This window comes from uncultured Roseovarius sp., assembly GCF_913054395.1.
Classification (GTDB): Bacteria; Pseudomonadota; Alphaproteobacteria; order Rhodobacterales; family Rhodobacteraceae; genus Roseovarius.
Window position 1 is genome coordinate 1 of the sequence record NZ_CAJXIP010000046.1, and the last position, 23,922, is coordinate 23,922.

Sequence of the window (23,922 nt, forward strand, 5' to 3'; positions counted from 1 at the left end):
TATTCCGTCGCTGGCCGGGTGCTGATTGATCACGCATCGGTCACCATTCCCGATGGCCACAAGGTGGGCATTGTCGGCCGCAATGGCACCGGCAAGACCACGCTGTTCCGCCTGATCCGCGGCGAGCTTGCGCTTGAGGGCGGCGAGATCAGCCTGCCGTCGCGCGCCCGCATTGGCGGGGTCGCTCAGGAGGTGCCGGGAAACGAGGTCTCACTGATCGACACGGTTCTGGCGGCCGATACGGAACGTGCTGAATTGCTTGCAGAATCCGAGACCGCAACCGCCGCTGGCCGGATTTCGGACATTCAGACCCGGCTTGCCGATATCGACGCATGGTCGGCCGAGGGGCGGGCCTCGAACATCCTCAAGGGGCTTGGTTTTACCGATGCCGAGCAACGCATGCCCTGCTCTGCCTTTTCGGGCGGCTGGCGGATGCGGGTGGCGCTTGCCGGGGTGCTGTTCGCACAGCCTGACCTGTTGCTGCTTGATGAGCCTACCAACTATCTTGACCTTGAAGGCGCGCTCTGGCTTGAAAGCTATCTTGCGCGTTACCCCCATACCGTTCTGATCGTAAGTCATGACCGCGAACTTTTGAATCGCGCCGTCGGCTCTATCCTGCATCTCGAGGACAAGAAGCTTACACTTTATCAGGGCGGCTACGAGACCTTTGCCGAGACCCGCGCCGCCCGTCTTGCCGCCGCCGAATCCGAGGCCCGCAAACAGGATGCAAGGCGCGCCCACCTGCAAAGCTTTGTCGATCGCTTTCGCGCCAAGGCCAGCAAAGCCGTGCAGGCGCAATCGCGCCTCAAGATGATTGCCAAGCTCAAGCCGATCACCACGCCACAAGAGGCCGCATTGAAGCGGTTCACCTTCCCCGAACCCGAGGAACTGTCGCCGCCCATCATCCGGGTGGAAAACGGCGTTGTCGGCTATGACGGCAAGCCGGTTCTGTCGCGCCTTGACCTGCGGATTGATCAGGACGACCGGATCGCCCTTCTGGGTCGCAACGGCGAGGGAAAATCGACTCTTTCCAAGCTGTTGTCGGGCAGACTTGAACTGATGCAGGGGCGGATCACCAAGGCCTCCAAGCTCCGCGTCGGCTTTTTCGCCCAGCATCAGGTGGACGAGCTTCACATTGATGAGACCCCGATCGACCATATCCGCCGCCTGCGCCCCACCGAGACCCCGGCGCGGCTTCGCGCGCGGCTTGGCGGGTTCGGCATCGGCGCCGAGCAGGCCGAAACCCTTGTCGGGCGCTTGTCGGGCGGGCAAAAGGCGCGACTTTCGCTGATGCTGGCGACGCTTGATGCGCCGCACATGCTTATCCTCGACGAGCCGACCAACCACCTTGATATCGAATCCCGCGAGGCCCTTGTCGAGGCGCTGACCACCTATTCCGGCGCGGTCATCCTGGTGAGCCACGACATGCACCTGCTCAGCCTCGTGGCGGATCGGCTCTGGCTTGTGAAGGACGGCAATGTTGCACCTTACGAGGGCGATCTTGAAAGCTATCGCGCGATGCTCCTGAGCAGTGACAAGCCCGCGAAGGCCGCCAAAACGACCGAGAACGCCAAACCGGCCAAGGTCAAAAAGCCCTCGCGCGATGCGATTCTGGTGTTAAAGAAAGACGCTAAGAAGTGCGAGCAACGCATTGAAAAGCTTTCAGAAATGAAAACCCGCGTTGCCGAAAAACTTGCCGATCCGGCGATTTACGATGACATTCACGGCCTGAAGGAATGGCAAAAGAAGTTTGCTGAAATCGAACAGGCCCTGACCCTTGCCGAAACCCTCTGGATGGAATCGCTTGAACGGCTGGAGGCGGCTGAAAGCTGAGCCGGTCGTGACGGCTTAGAGCGCTGCGGCCCATCCGCATCTGCTCACGCCTGCGGCAGTCACTGAACTGGCAACGCGCGCCATTGCAGCACGCCAAGCGTGCCCACCATCGCCGCCACACCAAGCGCCGTGACCTGTCCCGCCGTTGCGGTGATCCACAGGCCAAACGCCAGCAGAACGAGCGTCGCGAGCACCCAGAGACCGTCGCCGAGGCAGAAGAACAGCACCTCGTGCCGCTGCGGCGCACGGCCCTTGTGCTGACTGGCCCAAAGCAGCGCGGCGTTGATCAGCAGGGCGGCGCCGAGCGCTGCGATCAGCGGCACCGGCGGCGCGCCAAGAAACGCCGCGACCCCGGAAGGTTGCAGAAGGAAGATCCCGCCGAAGACAAAGCAGGACAAGGCATTCAGACGCAAGACGGTTGCGAGGGACATGCGAGACCTCCATAGTTGTCAACATGGATGACAAGATACCATCCCGCACGAAGATGTCAACAAAGGTGACAAGATGATGCAGGACAGTCTCACGCTCGATCTCTTTCACGCCGCCCGCGGCTATCAGGACCGGGTGACGCGGCATCTGTCGCACGCCCTGCGCAGCCGGCACGGAATCACGCTCAGCCCCGCGCAACTGAGCTTTCTGTCGGTACTGATCTGCGGTGAGAACACCGCATCGGGCGTGGCGCGACGCGCCGGCGTCAGCCGACAGGCGGCGCAGCGGCAGGCGACGGCACTGGCGCAGGAAGGGTATCTGGCCCTGGCGCAAGACCCGGCAAGACGCAATCAGAGCCTGATCACCTTCACCGCGGCGGGCGGGCGGCTGATGGCGCTCTGCCGCGAGATCCTCGCCGCCTGGGATGCCGATTTGCTGCCGGAGGCCGAGACCCTGCGCCGCGCTGCAGCGATTATGGCCAGCGCCCTGCCCGAGTGAAATTGCCCTTGGCATTCGCCCGCGAACATGGCACCCCGCGTCAAACCACGTTAAGGTCGCCTGATGGATACCGCTTTTCTGATCACCGCCTTTGTCACGCTTTTCGTGATCATCGACCCGATTGGCATGACGCCGCTGTTCGTGGCGCTGACTCAGGGCATGAGCACCCAGAAACGGCGCGCGATTGCGGTGCGGGCATGTGTCACCTCGGCGCTTTTGCTGGTGATGTTCGCCGCCCTGGGCGAGGCCGTGCTTGGGTTCATCGGCATTTCCATGCCCGCCTTTCGGATTGCAGGGGGGCTTTTGCTGTTCCTGACGGCGCTTGAGATGCTGTTTGAGAAACGCACCAAGCGGCGCGCCGATCAGGCCGAAGAGGCCGAGGAGGACGATGGTGACGACCCCTCGATCTTTCCCATCGCCATTCCGCTGATTGCCGGGCCGGGATCAATCGCGACGGTGATCCTTCTGGCCGGGCAAAAGCCGGGGGCCGAGGGGCTTGCCCTGGTCATTGGCGTGATGCTCTCGGTGGTCCTTCTGGTGTTCGTCATGTTCCTGATGTCGGGCCTGCTGGAACGCGCGCTTGGCCGGGTCGGAACCAATGTGGTGACCCGGCTTTTGGGGATGCTTCTGGCGGCGCTTGCGGTGCAATTCGTACTGGACGGTTTGCGCGGCTTCGGATTGGCTGGTTGACCTTTCAAACGGGCGGGCTGCTGCCTATATCATGACTATGGAAAATTTCGATTATGCACGGCTGACCTATCTGGTGATCCTTGCCGCGGCGGTCCTGTTCTGGTTCGTGGCGCAGAACCGTGCGTCGCTTGGCAAGCTGATGCAACAGGCATTGATCTGGGGGCTGATCTTTCTCGGCGCGATTGCGGTCGTGGGCCTGTGGGATGACATCCGCCAGACCGTGCGCCCGATGCAGACCACCGTCGCCGACGGGCGGATCGAACTGCCGCGTGCGCCTGACGGGCATTATTACCTGAACGCCGATGTGAACGGCCAGCCGGTGCGCTTTGTGATTGATACCGGCGCCTCGCAGGTGGTGCTAAGCCAGGCCGACGCCGAAAAGATCGGGATTGATACGACCAGGCTTGCCTATCTGGGGCGCGCCTATACCGCCAACGGCATGGTCCGCACGGCGCCGGTGCGTCTTGAGACGGTTGCCGTCGGTGCCATGATCCACAAGGACGTACGCGCCGTGGTCAATGAGGGCAATCTGGAACAATCCCTCCTGGGCATGAGCTATCTTCAGCGATATTCCAGCATCGAGATTACCAACGGCGCGATGGTCCTCACGCGTTAACCGCCCTCGGACCCGCCGGGCATGCGCCGCGCAAGGGCGCAGAATTGCTCAAGTCCGACGGTTTCGGCGCGATCCGTGGGTTTGATCCCCGCCGCGATCAGGCGATCCTCGATATCGGGCGCACTGCCCTTGAGTGCGGCGCGCAGCATCTTGCGGCGCTGATTGAAGGCGCGCGCCACGACCCGTTCCAGGATCTTGGGATCGGCCGGAAAGCGCGGCTCTGACAAGGCCTCGAAATGCACCACCGCGCTTGAGACTTTCGGCGGCGGGGTAAAGGCCTCGGGCGGCAGCCCAAGAACGATCCGCGGGGTCGCGCGCCATTGCGACAACAGCGCAAGGCGCCCGTAGGCCTTGCTGCCGGGTTGGGCGATTATACGCTCGGCCACTTCGCGCTGAAACATCAGGGTCAGGCTTTGCCAGAACGGCGGCCAGTCCTTTGGCGTAAGCCAGCGGATCAAAAGCTCGGTCCCGACATTATAGGGCAGATTGGCCACCACCCGTATCGGCGGCGTCAGATATTGCAGCGGGTCAAGGTCAAGCGCGTCGGCATTGATCACCTGCAAGCGTCCCGGCATCGCGTCGGAAATTTCCTGCAACGCCGGCATACAGCGGGCATCTTTTTCAATCGCCAGCACCCGGCGCGCCCCCTCTGCCAAAAGGCCGCGGGTCAAGCCGCCGGGGCCGGGACCGATTTCAAGCACATCGCATTCGGTCAGGTCGCCGGCCAGACGCGCGATCCGCGCGGTCAGGTTCAGATCAAGAATAAAATTCTGCCCCAGCGATTTGCGCGCCGCCAGTCCATGCGTGGCAATCACCTCTGACAGGGGGGGAAGGGTATCAATCCTGCTCATCTGCGGCGCGCGGCCCCCATGCTGTGGGCCATTTTCAGGGCCTCGATCAACGACGTGGGGTTGGCGATCCCCTGCCCTGCGATATCCAGAGCGGTGCCATGATCGGGCGAGGTGCGCACGAACGGCAGGCCAAGCGTGACATTGACCCCGCGATCGAAATCCAGCGTCTTGATCGGGATCAGCGCCTGATCGTGATACATCGCAATCGCCGCGTCATAGCCCTTGCGGGCGGCGGCGTGAAACATCGTATCGGCCGACAGCGGCCCGCGCAGATCGAAACCCTCGGCCCGCAGGCGGTCCAGAACCGGGGCGATCACGGTGATCTCTTCATCGCCCATCTTGCCGCCCTCACCCGCGTGCGGGTTGAGCCCGGCGATGGCAAGGCGCGGCTGCGCCACCCCGAAACCGCGGATAAGGGCCGCATGGGTGATGCGGATCGTATCCTCCAAAAGGGCAGGCGTCAGGGCGGCGGGCACTTGCCCGAGAGGGATGTGAATTGTCGTCGGCACCACCCGAAGCATATCAGAGGCCAGCATCATCACCACCCGCCCGCACCCAGCGAGGGCAGCGAGATATTCGGTATGACCGGGATAGGCAAAGCCCGCCCCGTCCTGAAGCGCCTGTTTGTGGATGGGCGCGGTGCAGAGTGCAAGCGCCTGCCCCGACTGTACCAGATCGACGCCGCGCGCGATCACGTCGATCACGCCCTGTGCATGTGCGGGATTGGGGATGCCGGGGGTCAGGGCGCCATCAAAATCGTGGCGCAGCACCGGCAGGCCCCCCGCCGTCGCACCGGCCGCCTGTGCGGGGTTGGTGATCTCGACAACCGGCGTACCCTTCGGCAGATGCGACGGATCGCCGATCAGGAAAAACGGCACATCCGCGCCAAGCGCGGCCCAGGCTCTGGCCGCGATTTCCGGGCCGACACCCGCCGGTTCACCACAGCTCAGGGCAACGGCAAGGGTCAATTTTCGACGATCCGGGCCTCGGCGCGCAGTTGCTCCAGATAGCTGTTGGCGAAGGATTCGATCCGGCGGTTGCGGATGAAATTGCTCAGGTCGTCAACAGTGGGCTGATCGCCGTCAAGTTTCGGCGAGCGCCCGCAAAGCATCAGGAACACCAGCGTCTGGCCATTGGCCCGCGTCAGGCTTGTCGAAACCTCGCCGGGGTCAAGCTGGGCCAGTTGCACCGCGATATCGGTCGGGATTTCCTCGGGGGCGCGGCTGCCGCGTTCAAGAACCTCGGGCGGCTGTCCCTGGGCAACACCGTAAAGATCGTCGCAGACATCGACCTCGGCGCGCAGACGGGCGGCCTGGGCCAAGGCCTGTTCGCTGCGTCCGCCGGGAATGTAATAGGTGGCGTATTCGATCGCGGAATATTCCGGTGTGGCAACGGATGTTTCCTGAATATCGCGCAGCAGGAACAAGGCGACAGCCCCCTCGATCGGCAGCGGTTCAGACACATCTCCGGGCGCCAGCCCGAGAATAACCTGGCGCAGCCCCTGCGGCAGGTCAGAGAGTTGCACCCAGTCCATACGCCCGCCGCGCCCGGCCGTGCTCGCCGCCGAGTGAAGCCGCGCCTGCTCGGCAAAGGCGGCTTCGCCCTCTGACTGGGCAATGCGCGCACCAAGCGCCTGAACGCTCTCGGCCTCTGCCGGGTTCTCCACCGGCAGGATGATCTCGGACAACAGCACCCGAACGCTTGACCCGCCGGTCAGCGCAAGTGTGGCACGCTCGATATCGTCTTCGCTGACCGACACCTGGCTTACAAATCGCGCACGTGTGAGGTCGCGCCAGGTGATGCCAGCGCGCACAAAGGCGCGGAACGAAGGTTCAGACACCCCTGCCCCTGCCAGCGCGGTCACGAATTGCTCGGTCTCCATATTGGCGCGCCCGGCGAATTCGGCCATGCCTGCCTTGATCTCCTCGTCGTCAAGAACCACGCCGCTGGCGCGCGCCGCGTCAAGCTTGATGCGTTCCTCGATCAGCTGTTCGCGGGCCAGCGCGGTCGGATCGCCCGGCGCGCGAAACAGGGTCAGCATGCGCGCGCGCTGTTGCAGCTCATAGCGCGTGATCGCCTGGTCGTTGACATGGATGATCGGCTCGAACAGGTTCTGCGCCTGGGCGGGGCCCGTGCCTGCCCCCCCGGCCAAAGCAACGAGGGCGGGAAGGGCCAAGGCGGCGATGGTCTGGCGGATTTTCGATATCATACTGCTTAATTCCTGCATGTCCGAGTAAAGCTTTGATCGCGCGTCTTGGCCGAAAAGCCCCGTAGTCCTACGGTAAAGCTGAAGTTAGTTTCCGGTTCAAGGATAGTCGATGAGGTAAAGCGGCGCGAGGCCGAAAGAGTCACATCCACGCATTCGTTCGAATAGGTCACCCCGATGCCCGCTCGCACGCTGCGGTCAGAGGCGGCGTCATAGCGCCAATCGGCGCTGCCGGTCCAATGACGCGCAAAGCGATAGCTGCCGTCAAAGGCCCATTCAGACACCGTCGCATTGCGGTTTTCGCCGGGATCATCGGCCAGCCAGATATAGGTCGCGCCGAAATCGGTCCTGTCATTCTGCCAGCTTGCCCGCGCCTCGGCCTTGGTGGTGTCAAACATGTTGTCAAACAGGCTTCGCGCAGTCACGGTAAGGCCGTTGCCGTTCTGAAACTGCCCGGCGATCAACAGATCAGAGGTACGGTCACGCAGGCCCGAGGATTTGGTGAACGATGGCGTGACGCCGTCATATTCCTGCAACCGCTCGTCACGCACCACCTGACCAAAGGCCAATGATCCCTGCCAGCCGGTCGGGTCGACACGGGTCCATGTCACGCCATAGGCCGCGTTATAGCCGCGCTCGCGCCGGTCAGGGGCGCTGAAACGCGAGACATTGAACAGGTTGCCCTCGTCAAATTCGACGGCTGTGCTTTCCTCAAGCGGAACATTGGGGTTCGAGCCCCCGGCCCAGGCCAGTTGCACCATCGGCTCGACAAGGTGGGTCACCCCGCGCCGGTTGGACTTGATCAGCGGCCAGCGCAGGTGCACAGCCGCTGTCGGGGTCGCTTCGGTTGCGTCCGACACGCTGGTGCCGCCAGCCTGCGCGATTTGGAAGTGATCCAGCGCAAGACCGGTCTGAACCGAGGCCAGCACACCCGCAGGCAAGGTCCAGTTGCGGCGCCAGTCGAGACTTGTGGTCAGGCGTGTCACATCCCGGCCATCCGAAAAGCTGTCGAAATCGGGGCCATCTGTGGTCAGGTCGGACGAGCGGTGATCGCTCAGCGCCTGCGCTGCAAAGCGAAGTTCGCCGCCAAGGACGCGCGGGAAGATACGCCGTTCGTATTCGCCATTGACGACAGTCGACGGCAGGGTCGAATTGCTTTCCCCCACCCGCAGCGAATGGAAATGCGTGATCGCGCCGCGAATGTATTCGTCGCGCCGCGCGCGCTCGACCGACAGCTGGCTTTCAAGCCGGTCCTTGTCGGAAAAGCCATGATCCAGAAGGAAGGTGTCGTCGCTCACCAACTCGATCCCGAAACGCAGCACGAAATCCCGATTCAAGTCAAACCGGCCTTCGCCAAACAGGTATCCACGGCTTGACCGCGGATTGAAATCATCATCCGACACCGCGCCGTTAAACTCGATATCACCGCGCCGGAAGGCCTGACGATAGCGCAGGTCGAGACGGCGCGAATTGGTCGCCCAGAATGGCGCCACCGTCAGGTCGCGGTGATCGCCGAGCGTAAAGAAATAGGGCACCCGCACCCCTGTGCCAAACAGCGAGGAATTGTGCAGCGACGGCGTCAGAAACCCCGAGGTGCGCGTGACCGTCGGGTCCGGCAAGCGCAGGCGCGGCAAATAGAACACCGTCGTATCAAGCACCCGGAACTGGGCGTTGTGAAAATAAAGCTGTTGCGCATCGACATCGTGGACCATCCGCTCTGCCCGGATCTGCCAGAGCGGCGGGCGTCCGGTTTCGCAGACCCGGCAAGACGTTACGGCGGCCTTGTAAAGCTGGGTCACGCGGCCATCGACGCGGCGCATTTCATAGGCTGCAAGCTGAAGCTGATCCTGCATCACGATCCGCGCGCCCATCAGGATGCCATTCTGCATGTCGCGATCAAGCTCCGCGCTATCGGCTAGAACGACGGTGCTGCCCGCATCGCTTAGCGTCAGCGGCCCGGTGATCAACAGGCGGTCAGTGGCGCGGTCATAGGTGATTTCGCGCGCGCTCAGACGGCGGCCCTCATACATCGCCTCGACATTGCCGCTGGCAATAAGCTTGTCATCCTCGGTCAGGCGCACGTCGTCGGCCACAAGCATGGCAGGCTGAGGCGTCGCCGCCTCTTGTGCGACGACCATGGAGCCGGAAAGCGCGGCAAGCAGGCCAAGGCATGAAATCAGTCGCGCAAACAGGGTCATCCGTCCTCCAGATGCAGAAGGATTCCGATGGCAAGCAGGAACGAGGCCAGCGGCGGCGCCCAGGCGGCAAGAAGTACCGGAATCTGACCGTTCTCGCCAAGGATAAGCGCAAAATTGCGAATGTAATGAAGCCCGAACCCCAAAAGCACAGCCGTCAGCACCGACAGCCCGGTGTTACGACCGCGCGAATGGCCCATGGTAAAGGCCGCCGTAATCAGCACGAGCGCCACCAGGAACAGCGGGTTGGCCAGTTCGGTCTGGAACCAGACCGCATAGCGACGGGCCGAAAAGCCAGCCTGTTCAAGCTGGGCAATGAACTTGGGCAGGTCCCAGATCGGCACGTACATCGGCTTGCCAAAGCTGTCGATGATCCGATCACGGGTCAGCTGCGAGGGAATCGACAGATTGCCCATCTGGCGCGCGGTGGCCTCAGAGTTGACACCCTTGGACAAATCCCAGATCTTGACGTCGCTCAGCGTCCATTCCCCGGCGCCAAGGCGGGCGGTTGCGGCACTTATGCGGCGCAGCGGCTGACCGCCGGGGGCGAAGTCCATGAAATTCGGCTCGAATAGAATGGCCAGATCGGAACTGGCCCGCGGCGCGAAAATGACCGTCTGGCCATCAACGCCGCCCTGGCGCAGCCAGAGCCCTTCGCTTGAGATCGCCAGCACGGAAGAGCCACGACCATCAAGTGTATTGACCAGATCATGATAGCGCTTTGCCGTGGCCGCCACGATCGGATTGCCCATCGCCAGCCCAAGAAACCCGATGATCAGCGCCACGGTAACCGGGGCGGCCAGCCCTTGCATCGCCGAGCGCCCGGAGGCGCGCAAAACCACCAGTTCCGAGCTGCGCGACAGCCGCAGGAAAAGCGCGACCGAAGCCAGTATCGTCACCAGCGGCAGGACTTCGTAATTCGCCTCAGGCATCTTGAGCGCGACAACCCCAAGCACCTTCATGAAAGGCAGATCGGGATAATCGTTCAGCTCATCGACCAGGTCGATCAGTGCCATCAGCACCGACAGCACGATGGCGACGCCGAGAAAGCTCCATAAAAAGCGGCGGGCAAGATAATAGTGCAGGATCATGCCGCCACCTCTGCGGGCGCGGCCCGGCGCCGGAACAGGCGGCTAAAGAACCCCGGACGCGAGGCGATAAAGACCAGCGCCAGCGACACAAGCGCGCCCAAAAGCGTGGGCAGGTACAAGATCGGCCAGAGCGCGCCGTTGGCGAGAACCGGCCCCACGACCATGCCCTCGACCACCTTCACCAGCACCAGAAGCGAAAACGCCAGGAGAATCTGGCGCCACACGCCGAACCGGCTGAAGCCGCCGACAAGCAGCGCCGAAAAGCCCATCATCGCCGCAATCAGGCTCAGCAGGGCGCGGGTAAAGCGGCCATGCAATTCGGACATGACGATGCCATAGCTGGTGTTGGTCCTTTCCACCACCTCTTGCGGGTTCAGCAGCAGATCCGGAGTGGTGATATAAGACACCCGGTTAAGATTGATCGTGTCGCGACTCATCAAGGCACTGATATCATAGGAGAAATCATCGTAATGCGTGGTGAACAGCCGACTGCCCGGCTGTCGTAGGCTTTGGGCAAGCCCGTCTACCATCACAAGCTGGACGCCGCCGCCCTCCTGTACGAGGTAGGCCTTGGTCGAGGTATAGGTGACCGGATTTTCCGGACGACGGCGATCCGACAGGAACACATCCTTGAGTTCGCCCTCAAGCGTGACCTCGCGAATATAAAGCGTGACACCGGGCGCCGGATGCAGGAATTCGCCCTCGCTCAACAATTTTGCCGAAATGTTGCGCGACACCTCATGCTGACGCATGCGCAACTGGGTCAGGCTTGTGGGAATAAGGAAATGCGCCAGAAGCGACATCATCAGTGTGATGATCAGCCCGAAAAGGATCGCCGGGCGCAACAGGCGAAGCGGCGAATAGCCGGTGGCCTGCATCACCGTCAGCTCGCTTTCGGTGCTCATGCGGTTGACCACGTAAACCGCCGCCGCAAAGGCGGCGATCGGCAGGACAACGCCAATCACCCCCGGCAGGGTGAGTGCCGTGAATTCCAGGAAAACCCAGGCGGGCTGGCCATCCGCGATCAGCCGGTCAAACATCCGCACCGCCTTGTTGATCCAGAAGATCGACACCAGAACAAGCGCAAAGAAACCGAACAACACCATGAATTGCGACAGCATGTATCTGTCGAATCTGGTCACACTACCCCCTCAGTACAGCAGACTTGTCAGGCAACTTATCGGAATTGATTGCGGGGGAAAACTGCTAACTGGTCATCCCGGCAAAGGCGCGCTAGGTCTTGGTGAACCGACATGAAGGAGCCCTTTGATGACTACGCCCGTTTCCATTGCCTTTGCCGAGACAGATCTTGATGCGATTGCCACCGCCGAGGGCCGCGTCGCGGTCTTTGTCACTCCCGAGGGCAAGCTTGATGCCGCCGCGCGGCGGGTCAATCGTCTGACCAAAGGGACGCTGGTGCGAATGGTGGAAAAAGGTGCGCTGGAAAAGAAAAAGCCTGGCGATGTGATCTCGTTGAACTGGCCGACCGGGCTTGCGGCCGAGGTGCTTGACGTGGTCTGCCTGCCGCGCAACGCCAGCATTGAGGACAGCCGCCGCGCCGGAGTGGCACTTGGCCGCCTCAAGGACGACAAGGCGCTTCTGGTGCTGGGCGGATCGCTGCGCCGCCCGGTCGAACTTTTGCTGGGCACCGTGCTCAGGGCGTATGAATTCGTCACCCACAAGACCGCCGAGGCCAAGGTGGCCGGTTCCGTGACACTGATGGTCAGCAAGCCCGACGAGGTCAAGGCCGAGGCCGCCAACGCACTGGCGGTGGCCGAGGGTGTGTTCTTTACCCGCGATCTGGTTTCTGATCCGGCCAACCACCTGACCACCACCGAATTTGCCAGCCGTATCACGTCGCTCAAGGATCTGGGCCTCAAGATCAGCGTTCTGGACGAGGCCGAGATGGAAAAGCTGGGCATGGGGGCCCTGCTCTGTGTCGGCCACGGAAGTGCGACCCCCTCGAAGATCGCCGTGATGGAATGGATGGGTGGCCCCAAGGGCGAAGCGCCGCTGGCGCTTGTCGGCAAGGGCGTGGTGTTTGACACCGGCGGCATCAGCCTCAAGCCGGCCGCCGGCATGGAAGACATGACCATGGACATGGGCGGCGCCGCGGTGGTCGTGGGCACCATGCGCACGCTGGCGCTGCGCGGCGCGCGCGCCAATGTCGTCGGTCTGGTCGGGCTGGTGGAAAACATGCCCTCGGATCGCGCCACCCGCCCCGGCGATGTGGTCACTTCGATGAAGGGCGACACGATCGAGGTGATCAACACCGATGCCGAGGGGCGCTTGGTGCTGGCCGATGTACTTTGGTACGCGCAGGAAAAATACAAGCCGCGCGGGGTGATCGACCTGGCCACCCTGACCGGCGCAATCATCGTCGGACTTGGCAATGAGAATGCCGGTGTGTTTTCCAATGATGACGATCTGTGCAAGGCCTTCCTCAAGGCCGCCGAGGCCGAGGGCGAAGGCGCCTGGCGGATGCCGATGGGACAGGCCTATGACGACAAGCTCAAGAGCCAGATCGCCGACATGAAAAACGTCGGCGGGCGCGAGGCGGGTTCGATCACGGCGGCACAGTTCATCAAGCGGTTCATCAAGGATGACATGCCCTGGATTCACCTCGATATCGCCGGTGTGGCCAGCGTGAAGGCCGAAACCGCCTATGCGCCCCGTGGCGCGACCGGCTGGGGCGTGATGGCACTCAACCGGATGATCGCGGACATGCTTGAGCAAGAGTGATGGGCGCCGCCTATTTCTATCACCTGACACGCACGCCGCTTGAGGTGACCTTGCCCATGCTTTTGGACAAGGCGCAGGGCGCGGGCTGGCGGGTGCTGGTGCGCGGACGCGACCACGCCATGCTTGAGCGGCTGGATGAAAAGCTCTGGCAGGGTCCCGATGACGGGTTCCTGCCGCATGGTCTTGCCGGGGCCCCACATGAGGCGGATCAGCCGATCCTGCTGAGTACGGACACCGAGCGGCCCAATGGCGCGGTCTGTGTGATGAGCATCGACGGCGCCGAAGTGACCCCCGAAGAGGTGCAGGCGCTGGAGCGGGTCTGCATTCTGTTTGACGGCAATGACGACGCGGCGCTCAACCTGGCGCGTGGCCAGTGGAAGGCCCTCACCGGCGCGGGCTGTGCGGCGCAATACTGGTCCGAAGGTTCAGGCCGCTGGGAGAAAAAAGCCGAAGCCTGAGTGCGCGCGTCGGCCCTGTCAAGGCGGGCCGCCTCGCATTTTCATCCCGGAACCGTATAACAAAGTACCGTTTAAATCGGGAGAAAGTGTAAGGCGGCCCTGCGAACCCTGCCCTAAAAGGACATGATCCGCGTCTTGTCGGCCAGCAAACGCGTGGCCACATGGGGCGGTTGGGCGGCACCTACACCATCAAGCAAGGCCGAGGCCTCGACCCCTTTGTTGGGGAGATAAATTGCGCAGACCTCGACGGTTCCCCCAGCCGCCATGATGTTCTGCATAAGGCCCTGCGGGCTCATGCCCTTGGGTTTTTGCGGGGCGGTGGCGGCGGCAGGCGCATCCCTGAGCGCCAGATCTCCCGCCGGACCACAAAGCAGCATATAGGCCTCTGCCCCCTGTTGCATCGACTGCATGGTAAGGACCATCCCCATCAACTGGGTCTGGGCGTCAGGGCTGGTGAGGATGGTTACCAGCTTGGGAGCCTCGTCGGCGAGGGCCGGGTCCGTGGTGAGAGCAGCAAGCCCAAGGGCGGCAGCGGCAAGGGGTTTTCGCATCGGCTGGGTCCTTTTGCCGGAGGTAAAGGTGAACCTCGAATGTCTATTTACAGCCGCACCCTATGGCCCGCGCAGAAGCCCTGACTTTGATCTGGGTCAAATAGATCTCTATTTTTGAATTTACTCCGCTCCGCAGCCCAATCGCGCCAAAACGGCGGCGCAATCAATCTGGCCCATTGCGCCGGCCACCCTGCCCCGCCGCCCGGCCAGGCGGGCGGCAACATAGGCGTCCGAGACCTCGTTGGGCGCGTTTCGGATCAGGACCGAGGCGGTCAGCAGGGTGGCAAGGCTTTCGCAATACCATCGCACCTGCGCCTCATCGGGCAGTTTCGGAAACTGCTGCATATGCGCCTTGAGGGCGGCATCAAAGGCCGGATCATGGCCGGTGGCGGCGCCAAGTTCCACGCTCAGGGCCTCGCCTGCAAGCGGTTCGCGGCGCAGGGTGCGCAGGATATCAAGGCAGATCACATTGCCCGACCCTTCCCAGATCGAGTTGAGCGGCGCCTCGCGGTACAGCCGGGGCATGCCGGTATCCTCGACATAGCCCATGCCGCCAAGGCACTCCATCGCCTCCGAGATCACGCCGGGGCACAGCTTGTTGTTGAGAAACTTGGCCAGGGCCACTGCGAGGCGCGCAAAGGCGCGGTCGCGCGACGATGAGCCGTCAAAGAAGCGCGCGACATGCAGCCCAAGCGCTAGGCTGCCCTCCCAATCGAGGCAAAGGTCGGCGAGCACCTGCCGCATCAGCGGCTGATCAAGCAGGATACGCTGCGACACCGACCGGTGCCGCGCCCAGTAATGCGCCTGATCCAGCGCCGCCCGCATCAGCCCCGCCGGAGCCAGTGCCGTATCAAGCCGGGTGTGATGCACCATTTCGATGATCGTGGTGATGCCTGCGCCCTCCTCGCCCAGACGGTGGGCATAGGCGCCGTGATATTCGATCTCTGCCGAAGCGTTGGCGCGATTGCCCATCTTGTCCTTGAGCCGTTGCAGGTGGATCGCGTTGCGGCCCGCCTCCAGCCAGCGCGGCACCAGGAAACAGGTCAACCCGCCGGGGGCCTGCGCCAGCGTCAGGAAGCCGTCGGACATCGGCGCGGAACAGAACCACTTGTGCCCTTCAAGCCGGTACAGATCGCCCTCGGGCGTCGCCGTGGTGGCATTAGTGCGCAGATCAGAGCCGCCCTGCTTTTCAGTCATCGCCATGCCAAGGGTCGCCCCGGCCTTGCGCGCCAGCGTCCTTGGCATGCCGTCATAGGCGCGCGCGGTCAGCTTGGGCACCCATGTGGCAAACAGCGCCTTATCGGCCTTGAGAGCCGGAACAGCGGCATAGGTCATGGTCATGGGACAGCACACGCCCGCCTCGACCTGACTGGTGAGATAGACCATCGCCGCATGGCTGGCGTGACCGCCCTTGCCGCCCTCATAGGCGATGGCGGCATAGCCCGCGCCGATCCCGAGCTGCATCAGCTGATGATAGGCGGGATGAAAGCGCACCTCGTCAAGCCGCCGCCCGCCGGTGTCAAACAGCGCCAGTTCCGGCGCGTGGCGGTTGGCCTCTTCCCCGAGGCGGCGCATCTCGGCGGTGCCAATCCGCGCGCCATAGCCCGCCAGATGCCCCACATCCGCGCCCGCCGCCGCGGCATGGGCCTGAAGGGCCGGATCGCTGGCCCATAGATCGACGTCACCACGCAGCGCGGGCTGGTTCAGCGCATCATGCCATGTCGGTCCTGCATCCGCGGGGGTGTCTTGCATCGGACTCTCCTTTAAGGAGCATAGTAGTGGGCCTGCAATTCCTGTGAAAGGGGATTCACAAATTGCACAGCCTGTGGCATGGTTCGATCAGCGCCCGTCAGAGGCGGATACAGAGGCAGAATACGCGTTATGAATACCAGTCACAGGCCCTGGGGCATGCTTATCTTTTTCACGGTGGCGTTTTTTCTGGGCGCATATTTCACCTTTGCCGCCGTGCAAGGCGATTACGGCCTGTTTCGCCGCGCTGAAATCGACGCCCAAAGCAGACAATTGCAGGCGCAACTCGATCAGCTCAACTCTCAGGTCGAGCGGATGGAGAACCTGACGCATCGTTTGTCGGATACCTATCTTGACCTTGACCTTCTGGACCAACAGGCGCGCGAGGTTCTCGGCCTGTTGCGCAGCGACGAAATCGTCATTCGTTAACATACCAAGGCCATCGCCCGGTCATGACGTCAGCGTTGCGCTCAAAGCCAGCCTCCTATTTTAGCGCCGTCAGGGTCAGGCATTCCGCCGGAACCGCGAGGCCGTCATCGTCGTGGTAGAGCGACAGTTCGGCGAGTATCTCCCTGATGAGCCGATCATGATCTGCGTCCGACAATCCGGCAATGACTTCCGCCATTGGAGAACCTGCGATTGCCCCCGAGATGAATGCAGCCGGATCGGGGTGGCGGGCAAACTTCACGTCAAAGGTGATATGCGTGTTGCGAAATCCAGCACCCGACGCCAGTTTGCGGAGCCGGGCACGGTCGCCAAGTGAATAGACCATTTCCCATGGCGCGGCTGTTCCCTCGCCGAAATGCCTGTCGAACACATTTGCGAACGCGGCGCCAATCGGGGAACGTGTCTTCCAGACAGTGATGGCGAGCCGCCCGCCGGGTTTCAATACGCGCCACATCTCGGCCAGCGCGCCCTTCTTGTCCGGCATGAATTGAAGGCCCTGCTGGCAAAGCGCCACATCGAATTTAGAATCCTGCTCGGGTATATCTGCTGCATCGCATTCTACCCATGCAATGTCGGCAAGGTCGGCATCGGCGGCAAACCGCGCGGCTGCCGCCAGCATATCGGAATTGACATCGGCACCCGTAACAGTCGCTGCATCACCAGAACGAACGGCTGCGCTGCGCGCCACCACACCAGTTCCGCAGGCGATATCTATGACCCGGTCTCCCGAGGACACATTGGCGGCAGCGACCAGTTCCTCGGCGGATTGAGCCAGTTGGGCGCGGACCCAACAGCGCTCATAGACCTCCGGGCCGCCTTGTCTCAGTTGAAATCCTGATTTTCCGGTCACCCTCCCTCTCCCGGAAACACCGACTTTTCATCGCGGGCATTGCAAGACCGCGAGCCGGTGCTTCCTTCTGGTATCACACTTGTCGAATGTGCCGCCGATGCAGGCAGTCAAACACAACAGCATTTCTTTCCTATGACGAGAAAGCATATCACAGGACGCCGTGTTCCCAAAACGGACAAGGAAAATCGGTCAGCCAAGACTCTGGCCAACGACCGCATCGGGCTCACGACAGTCATGGATTGCCAATCATGATCGACGCTATTACCCCCTCGGGTACGCCCATCTTCACAAAGAGCCAAAATTCACCCTCGTCAGGCGGCCAGGGATCGTGTATTTGATAGTTTAACGCTAAACTATATCTGCCAACAAGGAGTCGCCCACCCATGGCTGCCCGAAAAAGCACAAAGAAACCAAACGTTTCTGCCGACGAACTCAAGACATTTTACCGCGACATGCTGCTGATCCGCCGATTCGAGGAAAAGGCCGGTCAGCTTTACGGCATGGGCCTAATCGGTGGGTTTTGCCACCTTTACATCGGTCAGGAGGCGGTTGTTGTCGGCCTTGAGGCCGCCGCTGAAGAGGGCGACAAACGCATCACCACCTACCGCGATCACGGCCATATGCTGGCCTGTGGCATGGACCCCAACGGCGTCATGGCCGAGCTGACGGGCCGCGAAGGTGGCTATAGCCGTGGCAAGGGCGGTTCGATGCACATGTTCAGCAAGGAAAAGCATTTCTATGGCGGGCACGGCATCGTGGGTGCGAACGTCCCGCTTGGCGCCGGTCTGGCCTTTGCGGACAAGTACAACGAAAACGGTCGCGTGACCTTCACTTATTTCGGCGATGGCGCCGCCAATCAGGGTCAGGTCTATGAGACATTCAACATGGCCGCGCTTTGGCAATTGCCGGTGATTTTCGTCATCGAAAACAACCAATACGCCATGGGCACCTCGCAGAAACGCTCGACCTCAAGCCCGGATATCTACACCCGCGGCGAGGCCTTCGGCATTCCCGGCGAGGCCGTGGATGGCATGGATGTGCTCGCCGTCAAAGAGGCCGGCGACAAGGCCGTGGCGCATTGCCGGTCCGGCAAGGGCCCCTACATCCTAGAAATCAAGACCTATCGCTATCGCGGTCACTCGATGTCCGACCCGGCCAAGTATCGGACCCGCGAAGAGGTCCAGAAGATGCGAGACGAAAAAGACGCGATCGAGCATGTGCGCGATCTGCTGCTGTCCGGCAACCATGCCACCGAGGACAGCCTCAAGGCGATCGACAAGGAGATCAAGGAGATCGTCAACGCCAGCGCCGAATTCGCCAAGGAAAGCCCGGTGCCCGGCGCCGACGAACTCTGGACCGATATTTACGCCGATGCGGCGCCGCAGAACGCCTGAGGAGGAGAGACAACCATGGCAACCGAAATTTTGATGCCCGCCCTCTCTCCGACAATGGAAGAAGGCACATTGGCGAAATGGCTGGTCAAGGAAGGTGATAGCGTCAAGAGCGGCGATATCCTGGCCGAGATCGAAACCGACAAGGCCACGATGGAATTCGAAGCCGTCGATGAAGGCGTGATCGGCAAGATCCTGATCGACGAGGGCACAGAGGGCGTGAAGGTGAACACCGCCATCGCCGTGCTTCTGGAAGAGGGCGAAAGCGCCGACGACATCGAAAGCGCCGCCGCCCCGGCAAGCGCGCCTGAAGAACAAGAGGCCCCCGCCCCCAAGGCAGCCCCGGCCCAGGCCAAGGCCCCGGATGCGCCCAAAGCCGACACAAGCCCCGACTGGCCCGAAGGCACCGAAATGGTTTCAACCACCGTTCGCGAAGCCCTACGCGACGCCATGGCCGAAGAGATGCGCAGTGACGAAGACGTCTACCTGATGGGCGAAGAAGTCGCCGAATATCAGGGCGCCTACAAAATCTCACAAGGTCTGCTGGACGAATTCGGCGCCAAGCGCGTGATCGACACCCCGATCACCGAGCACGGCTTTGCCGGGATCGGTGTTGGCGCGGCCTTTGGCGGCCTGCGCCCGATTGTCGAATTCATGACCTGGAACTTTGGCATGCAGGCGATCGACCAGATCATCAACTCCGCCGCCAAGACGCTTTACATGTCGGGTGGCCAGATGGGCTGTCCGATCGTGTTTCGCGGGCCGAACGGCGCCGCCGCGCGCGTCGGTGCCCAGCACAGCCAGGACTATGCGGCATGGTATGCGCAAATTCCCGGCCTGAAAGTGGTGCAGCCCTATTCGGCGGCCTGTGCCAAGGGCCTCTTGAAACAGGCGATCCGCGACCCGAACCCGGTTGTCTTCCTTGAAAACGAAATCCTTTACGGGCGCTCGTTCGAGGTGCCGAAGATGGATGATTTCACCATTCCGTTCGGCAAGGCCAAAATCTGGCGCGAAGGCAGCGATGTTACCATCGTCAGCTTTGGCATCGGCATGACATACGCGCTTGAGGCGGCGGACAAGCTTGCCGAAGACGGCATTTCCGCCGAGGTGATCGACCTGCGCACCCTGCGCCCGCTCGATTACGACACGGTGATTGCCAGCGTCATGAAAACCAACCGCTGTGTCACTGTTGAAGAAGGCTGGCCGGTGGCCTCGATCGGCAACCACATCTCGGCCTCTTTGATGGAGCGCGCGTTTGATTACCTTGACGCGCCGGTCATCAACTGCACCGGCAAGGACGTGCCGATGCCCTATGCGGCCAATCTTGAAAAGCTGGCGCTGACATCCGTGGATGAGGTGCTCGATGCTGTGCGCCAAGTGACCTATCGGTAAGGAGACATAGAGCGATGCCAATTGAAATTCTGATGCCCGCCCTGTCCCCCACCATGGAAGAGGGCACCCTGGCCAAATGGCTTGTCAAAGAGGGCGATACGGTAAGTTCCGGCGACCTTCTGGCCGAGATCGAGACCGACAAGGCCACGATGGAGTTCGAAGCCGTCGATGAGGGCGTGGTCGGCAAGATCCTGATCGAAGAGGGCACCGAGGGCGTGAAGGTAAACACCGCCATCGCTGTGCTTCTGGAAGACGGCGAAAGCGCCGGTGACATCAAGGCTGGCGGATCTTCGGCCGCGGGCGAGGCCGCCACGCCAGAAGTCCCGGCAAAGGCCGACAAGGATGAACCCGCCGCCCCGGCCAAGGCCGAAAGCAAGGCCCCCGCAGCACCGGCCGCCGCCGATGGCGGGCGGATATTTGCCTCGCCGCTGGCGCGCAGGATTGCCGCCGACAAGGGCGTTGATCTTGCCGGGCTTACCGGGTCCGGCCCGCATGGCCGGATCGTGAAGGCCGATGTCGAGGCCGCCAAGGCCGGTGCCGCCAAACCCGCCGCCGCAAGCGCCCCGGCAGAGACCGCGAAAGCCGCCCCTGCCCCGGCGGTGATGGCAAGCGGCCCGTCCTCGGATGCGGTCATGGCGATGTATCAGGACCGCGAGTTTGAAGAGGTCAAGCTTGACGGCATGCGCAAGACCATCGCCGCGCGCCTGACCGAGGCCAAGCAGACCGTGCCGCATTTCTATCTGCGCCGTGACATCAAGCTTGATGCGCTGATGAAGTTCCGGGGCGAGCTGAACAAACAGCTTGAAGGGCGCGGCGTCAAACTGTCGGTCAATGACTTCATCATCAAGGCCTGCGCGCTCGCGCTTCAGGCGGTGCCGGATGCCAATGCGGTCTGGGCCGGTGACAAGGTGCTCAGGCTCAAGCCGTCCGATGTGGCAGTCGCCGTGGCGATCGAAGGCGGGCTGTTCACGCCGGTCCTGAAAGACGCCGAGATGAAATCGCTTTCTGCGCTCTCGACCGAGATGAAAGACCTTGCCAGCCGCGCGCGCGACCGCAAACTTGCGCCGCAGGAATATCAGGGTGGCACATTCGCGATTTCCAATCTCGGCATGTTCGGAATCGACAATTTCGACGCGGTGATCAACCCGCCGCATGGCGCGATCCTTGCGGTCGGTGCGGGCAAGAAACAGCCCGTCGTCGGCAGTGATGGAGAGCTGGCCGTGGCGACGGTCATGTCGGTCACCCTGAGCGTCGATCACCGGGTGATTGACGGTGCGATGGGCGCCGAGCTCTTGAACCGGATCGTAGACAATCTGGAAAACCCGATGGTGATGCTGGCCTGAAAACGACCGCACCCCCGACAGGGTCTGATCCTGCCGGGGGTGCGGTGATGTCTTCTTTCGGGGCCAGGGCCGTCTTTACCCGGCGTCGTCTTCCTTGTCGCCGCGCACGCCCAAAAGCTGGTCCATGCTGACCGACGGCTGCGCACAACCAGCCTCGCCCACGATGCGGGCGGGCACGCCCGCCACGGTCTTGCAGGGCGGCACCTCTTCCAGCACAACCGAACCGGCCGCGACGCGCGAGCAATTCCCGACGCGGATATTGCCAAGAACCTTGGCCCCCGCACCGATCAGAACACCATTGCCGATCTTGGGATGGCGGTCCTCTTCTTCCTTGCCGGTGCCGCCAAGGGTAACCGAATGCAGCATCGAGACATTGTCGCCAACCACGGCGGTCTCGCCGATCACGATGGAATGGGCGTGGTCAATCATGATGCCCTTGCCGATCCGCGCGGCGGGATGAATATCGACGCCGAACACCTCAGAGGCCCGCATCTGAAAGAACCGCGCCAGATCACGGCGCCCGGTGCTCCAGAGCCAATGTGCGATGCGATAGGCCTGGATTGCCTGGAACCCCTTGAAGAACAGCAGCGGCAGGATAAAGCGATCGCATGCCGGGTCGCGATCATTCACCGCCACGATATCGGCCCGCGCCGCCAGACCGATTTCAGCGTCCGTGCCAAGCGCCTTGTCGCAAATCTCACGCAGGATCTGCTCGGGCATTTCGTTCGAGGTCAACTTGAGAGAAATCCGATAGGCCAGCGCCGATTCGAAAGTGTCATGGTGCAGGACGCTTGAATGGATCAACCCGCCCAGCAAGGGCTCATCGGCGATCGCCTGCTTCGCCTCGGAGGCAATCCGCGCCCAGACCGGATCAAGCTCGGCCAGTTTTGAAAGTGTTTTCGCCACGTGTATGCTCCTCTGGATTGGGCTTAGTATAACAGATAGGCAGGATCGGTAAAATGCAAAGGCGTGATCGGGGGAATAAGCAAAATGAATGAAACCGGCCAGAGCCGATTTCGCGCCCGGATCACTGCGCCGCTGGCACCCGATCCCGTCGCACCCCACGCCAAAGGCTAGGTCTCCTCCTGCCCCGGACGGCGCGCCGGCGGATACTGCGGGAGCCTCCGGCGGGGATATTTCAGGCAAGAAGAAACAGCAGGACCACGCCGGCTTTCATCTTTCCTCAAATACTCATTTTGCACCGATCAACGCACAGGCAGACCTAGTTGGCGGTGCGCTCCGCCTCGATCTGGCGCCATTTGGCAACGTTCCGGTTATGCTCTTCCAGGGTCTGGGCAAAGGCATGCCCGCCACTGCCATCGGCCACGAAAAAGATATAGTCGGTCTCATCGGGATTGACCGCCGCTTCGATGCTGGCGCGACCGGGGTTGGCGATGGGGGTCGGCGGCAGGCCGTCGATCACATAGGTGTTCCAGGGCGTATTGCCGCGCAATTCGCTCTGGCGAAGGCCTCGCCCCAGAATGCCTTGGCCCTTGGTGACACCATAGATGACGGTCGGGTCGGTTTGCAGGCGCATGCCCCGCCTGAGGCGGTTGGTGAAGACGCTGGCCACCTGGCGGCGTTCTTCGCTCACGCCGGTTTCCTTTTCGATGATCGAGGCCAGGATAAGCGCCTCATAGGCGCTTTCGAGGGGGAGATCTGCGGCGCGGTTCTGCCAGGCCTCGGCCATGATAATGTCCTGGGCGGCACGCATGCGGGCGATCACACTCTCGCGCGTGTCGCCTGCGCGCACCTCATAGCTATCGGGGGCAAGCGAGCCCTCCGCAGGCAACTCGGCGACCGCGCCCTCAAGCACATCGACCGATTTGAGCTCTTCCACCACCTGCCAGCTTGTCACGCCTTCCGCCAGGGCGATGCGATAGCGGGTATCGGCCTGCCCGCGCACGCGGGTGAAAAGCTCGGGGGCGGCCTCGTCGACGGCCGGATCAAAGGCGATCTTTTCCTCGTAGCGCCCGGTGCCGGTGTCGAGTTCGCGCACAACCACCTCGGCCTTGGCTATCCCGATGCGATAGACCACCTCGGTGCCACAGCTGCTGGCGCCGCCACGGGTGATGATATCGGTAATCTGCGACATGCTGGCGCCTTCGGGAATAAGCCAGCTGCCCGCTTTGAGATCATCGCTCTTGTTGCTGTATTCCGCGCCGATCCGAAAGATCGTCCCGCTAACGATCGCGCCTTCATCCTCAAGGCGACGCGAGATGCGCCGCATCGTGCTTCCGGGGTCCACCCGCAGACAGATCGCCTCGTCCAGAGGCCCCGTGGTGCCATATTCCTTTTGTCCCCAGAGGATCATGCCCCCGAGCAAGAAGACGACAACAACCAGAAGTGTCAGAAAGTTAGACGCAATATGGCGCCACATCAGCGCGGCTTCCCAAGGCAAAGCGACGCATTCGTGCCGCCGAAGCCAAAGCTGTTGGACATGACGACATTCACCTCGCGCTCGCGCTTAACGTTCGGCACGAGATCAAGCGGCGTTTCGACCGCCGGATTGTCGAGGTTGATCGTCGGCGGCACCACCTGATCGCGGATCGCCAGAATCGAGAAGATCGCCTCGATCGCGCCGGCCGCG

Annotated in this window: 22 protein-coding genes and 1 pseudogene; 10 read left to right on the plus strand and 13 right to left on the minus strand. The window is 62.3% G+C overall.

The genetic code is table 11. The features are described from left to right. Positions 1-1,833, plus strand: a 1,833-nt coding sequence (locus QZ522_RS08460; protein WP_294609758.1) for an ABC-F family ATP-binding cassette domain-containing protein, incomplete at its 5' end; no start/stop codon positions are given. Between the two features lie 59 nt (positions 1,834-1,892). Here QZ522_RS08460 and QZ522_RS08465 read toward each other — a convergent pair. Then, complete coding sequence (locus tag QZ522_RS08465; protein ID WP_294609762.1) at positions 1,893-2,264, minus strand: hypothetical protein; 372 nt, start codon at positions 2,262-2,264, stop codon at positions 1,893-1,895. A gap of 73 nt (positions 2,265-2,337) precedes the next feature. On the opposite strand from QZ522_RS08465, the gene QZ522_RS08470 reads away from it, so the two are divergent. The 3 genes from QZ522_RS08470 (at position 2,338) to QZ522_RS08480 (ending at position 4,066) form a co-directional block, all read left to right on the plus strand. Then, positions 2,338-2,760: a MarR family transcriptional regulator gene (locus tag QZ522_RS08470; protein ID WP_294609765.1), complete on the plus strand. Its 423-nt coding sequence runs from the start codon at positions 2,338-2,340 to the stop codon at positions 2,758-2,760. A gap of 63 nt (positions 2,761-2,823) precedes the next feature. Beyond that, positions 2,824-3,450 (plus strand): MarC family protein, encoded by a 627-nt coding sequence (locus QZ522_RS08475; protein WP_294609768.1) that lies wholly within the window; start codon positions 2,824-2,826, stop codon positions 3,448-3,450. Positions 3,451-3,487: 37 nt separating this feature from the next. Beyond that, complete coding sequence (locus QZ522_RS08480) at positions 3,488-4,066, plus strand: TIGR02281 family clan AA aspartic protease (protein ID WP_294609815.1); 579 nt, start codon at positions 3,488-3,490, stop codon at positions 4,064-4,066. Here the strand turns inward: QZ522_RS08480 and rsmA are convergent. The 6 genes from rsmA to lptF are packed head-to-tail and all read right to left on the minus strand — an operon-like array spanning position 4,063 to position 11,530. After that, the gene (rsmA, locus tag QZ522_RS08485) at positions 4,063-4,917 is read right to left on the minus strand and encodes a 16S rRNA (adenine(1518)-N(6)/adenine(1519)-N(6))-dimethyltransferase RsmA (RefSeq protein ID WP_294609771.1); all 855 of its coding nucleotides are present in this window, start codon (positions 4,915-4,917) and stop codon (positions 4,063-4,065) included. The genes QZ522_RS08480 and rsmA overlap by 4 nt on opposite strands. Then, on the minus strand, positions 4,914-5,885 hold the full coding sequence (gene pdxA, locus QZ522_RS08490; protein WP_294609774.1) for a 4-hydroxythreonine-4-phosphate dehydrogenase PdxA: 972 nt from the start codon (positions 5,883-5,885) through the stop codon (positions 4,914-4,916). Before pdxA ends, rsmA begins: the two co-directional genes overlap by 4 nt. Beyond that, entirely contained in the window at positions 5,882-7,126 is a 1,245-nt protein-coding gene (locus QZ522_RS08495; protein ID WP_294609776.1) for a peptidylprolyl isomerase, read from the minus strand. Before QZ522_RS08495 ends, pdxA begins: the two co-directional genes overlap by 4 nt. Positions 7,127-7,131: 5 nt before the next feature. Next, complete coding sequence (gene lptD / locus QZ522_RS08500; RefSeq protein ID WP_294609779.1) at positions 7,132-9,321, minus strand: LPS assembly protein LptD; 2,190 nt, start codon at positions 9,319-9,321, stop codon at positions 7,132-7,134. Continuing rightward, positions 9,318-10,409 (minus strand): LPS export ABC transporter permease LptG, encoded by a 1,092-nt coding sequence (gene lptG / locus QZ522_RS08505; RefSeq protein WP_294609782.1) that lies wholly within the window; start codon positions 10,407-10,409, stop codon positions 9,318-9,320. Before lptG ends, lptD begins: the two co-directional genes overlap by 4 nt. Continuing rightward, on the minus strand, positions 10,406-11,530 hold the full coding sequence (lptF, locus tag QZ522_RS08510) for an LPS export ABC transporter permease LptF (protein WP_294609818.1): 1,125 nt from the start codon (positions 11,528-11,530) through the stop codon (positions 10,406-10,408). Before lptF ends, lptG begins: the two co-directional genes overlap by 4 nt. Positions 11,531-11,678: 148 nt before the next feature. Here lptF and QZ522_RS08515 point away from each other — a divergent pair, with 148 nt between their 5' ends. After that, positions 11,679-13,151 carry a leucyl aminopeptidase gene (locus QZ522_RS08515; RefSeq protein WP_294609784.1) on the plus strand — a complete coding sequence of 491 codons (1,473 nt, stop codon included), beginning with the start codon at positions 11,679-11,681 and terminating at the stop codon, positions 13,149-13,151. Then, on the plus strand, positions 13,151-13,609 hold the full coding sequence (locus QZ522_RS08520) for a DNA polymerase III subunit chi (protein ID WP_294609787.1): 459 nt from the start codon (positions 13,151-13,153) through the stop codon (positions 13,607-13,609). Before QZ522_RS08515 ends, QZ522_RS08520 begins: the two co-directional genes overlap by 1 nt. Before the next feature lie 113 nt (positions 13,610-13,722). Here the strand turns inward: QZ522_RS08520 and QZ522_RS08525 are convergent, their stop codons facing one another. Together QZ522_RS08525 and QZ522_RS08530 are read right to left on the minus strand one after the other, a co-directional pair. Next, on the minus strand, positions 13,723-14,160 hold the full coding sequence (locus tag QZ522_RS08525; RefSeq protein ID WP_294609790.1) for a hypothetical protein: 438 nt from the start codon (positions 14,158-14,160) through the stop codon (positions 13,723-13,725). 120 nt (positions 14,161-14,280) lie between these two features. Continuing rightward, entirely contained in the window at positions 14,281-15,912 is a 1,632-nt protein-coding gene (locus QZ522_RS08530; RefSeq protein ID WP_294609793.1) for an acyl-CoA dehydrogenase family protein, read from the minus strand. Between the two features lie 129 nt (positions 15,913-16,041). Between QZ522_RS08530 and QZ522_RS08535 the strand changes: the two genes are divergently transcribed. Beyond that, complete coding sequence (locus QZ522_RS08535) at positions 16,042-16,338, plus strand: septum formation initiator family protein (RefSeq protein ID WP_294609796.1); 297 nt, start codon at positions 16,042-16,044, stop codon at positions 16,336-16,338. A 55-nt stretch (positions 16,339-16,393) separates the two neighbouring features. On the opposite strand, the gene QZ522_RS08540 is transcribed toward QZ522_RS08535, so the two are convergent. Next, the gene (locus tag QZ522_RS08540) at positions 16,394-17,206 is read right to left on the minus strand and encodes a methyltransferase domain-containing protein (RefSeq protein ID WP_294609799.1); all 813 of its coding nucleotides are present in this window, start codon (positions 17,204-17,206) and stop codon (positions 16,394-16,396) included. 383 nt (positions 17,207-17,589) lie between these two features. Here QZ522_RS08540 and pdhA point away from each other — a divergent pair, with 383 nt between their 5' ends. Genes pdhA through QZ522_RS08555 form a run of 3 tightly spaced genes read left to right on the plus strand, consistent with a single transcriptional unit; the run spans position 17,590 to position 21,332 of the window. After that, positions 17,590-18,600, plus strand: a complete 1,011-nt coding sequence (pdhA, locus tag QZ522_RS08545) for a pyruvate dehydrogenase (acetyl-transferring) E1 component subunit alpha (RefSeq protein WP_294609802.1) — start codon at positions 17,590-17,592, stop codon at positions 18,598-18,600. A 15-nt stretch (positions 18,601-18,615) separates the two neighbouring features. After that, positions 18,616-19,989 (plus strand): pyruvate dehydrogenase complex E1 component subunit beta, encoded by a 1,374-nt coding sequence (locus QZ522_RS08550; protein WP_294609805.1) that lies wholly within the window; start codon positions 18,616-18,618, stop codon positions 19,987-19,989. Positions 19,990-20,003: 14 nt separating this feature from the next. Continuing rightward, positions 20,004-21,332, plus strand: coding sequence for a pyruvate dehydrogenase complex dihydrolipoamide acetyltransferase (locus QZ522_RS08555; RefSeq protein WP_294609807.1), 1,329 nt, complete (start codon positions 20,004-20,006; stop codon positions 21,330-21,332). A gap of 75 nt (positions 21,333-21,407) precedes the next feature. On the opposite strand, the gene cysE is transcribed toward QZ522_RS08555, so the two are convergent. The 3 genes and pseudogenes from cysE to QZ522_RS08570 all read right to left on the minus strand — a co-directional run. Beyond that, a complete protein-coding gene (gene cysE, locus QZ522_RS08560; RefSeq protein WP_294609809.1) occupies positions 21,408-22,238 on the minus strand; it encodes a serine O-acetyltransferase in 831 nt (276 codons plus the stop codon). Positions 22,239-22,554: 316 nt separating this feature from the next. After that, positions 22,555-23,712 (minus strand): endolytic transglycosylase MltG, encoded by a 1,158-nt coding sequence (gene mltG, locus QZ522_RS08565; protein WP_294609812.1) that lies wholly within the window; start codon positions 23,710-23,712, stop codon positions 22,555-22,557. After that, positions 23,712-23,922: pseudogene (locus tag QZ522_RS08570) on the minus strand (beta-ketoacyl-ACP synthase II); the annotation flags it as partial. The gene mltG and the pseudogene QZ522_RS08570, both read right to left, overlap by 1 nt.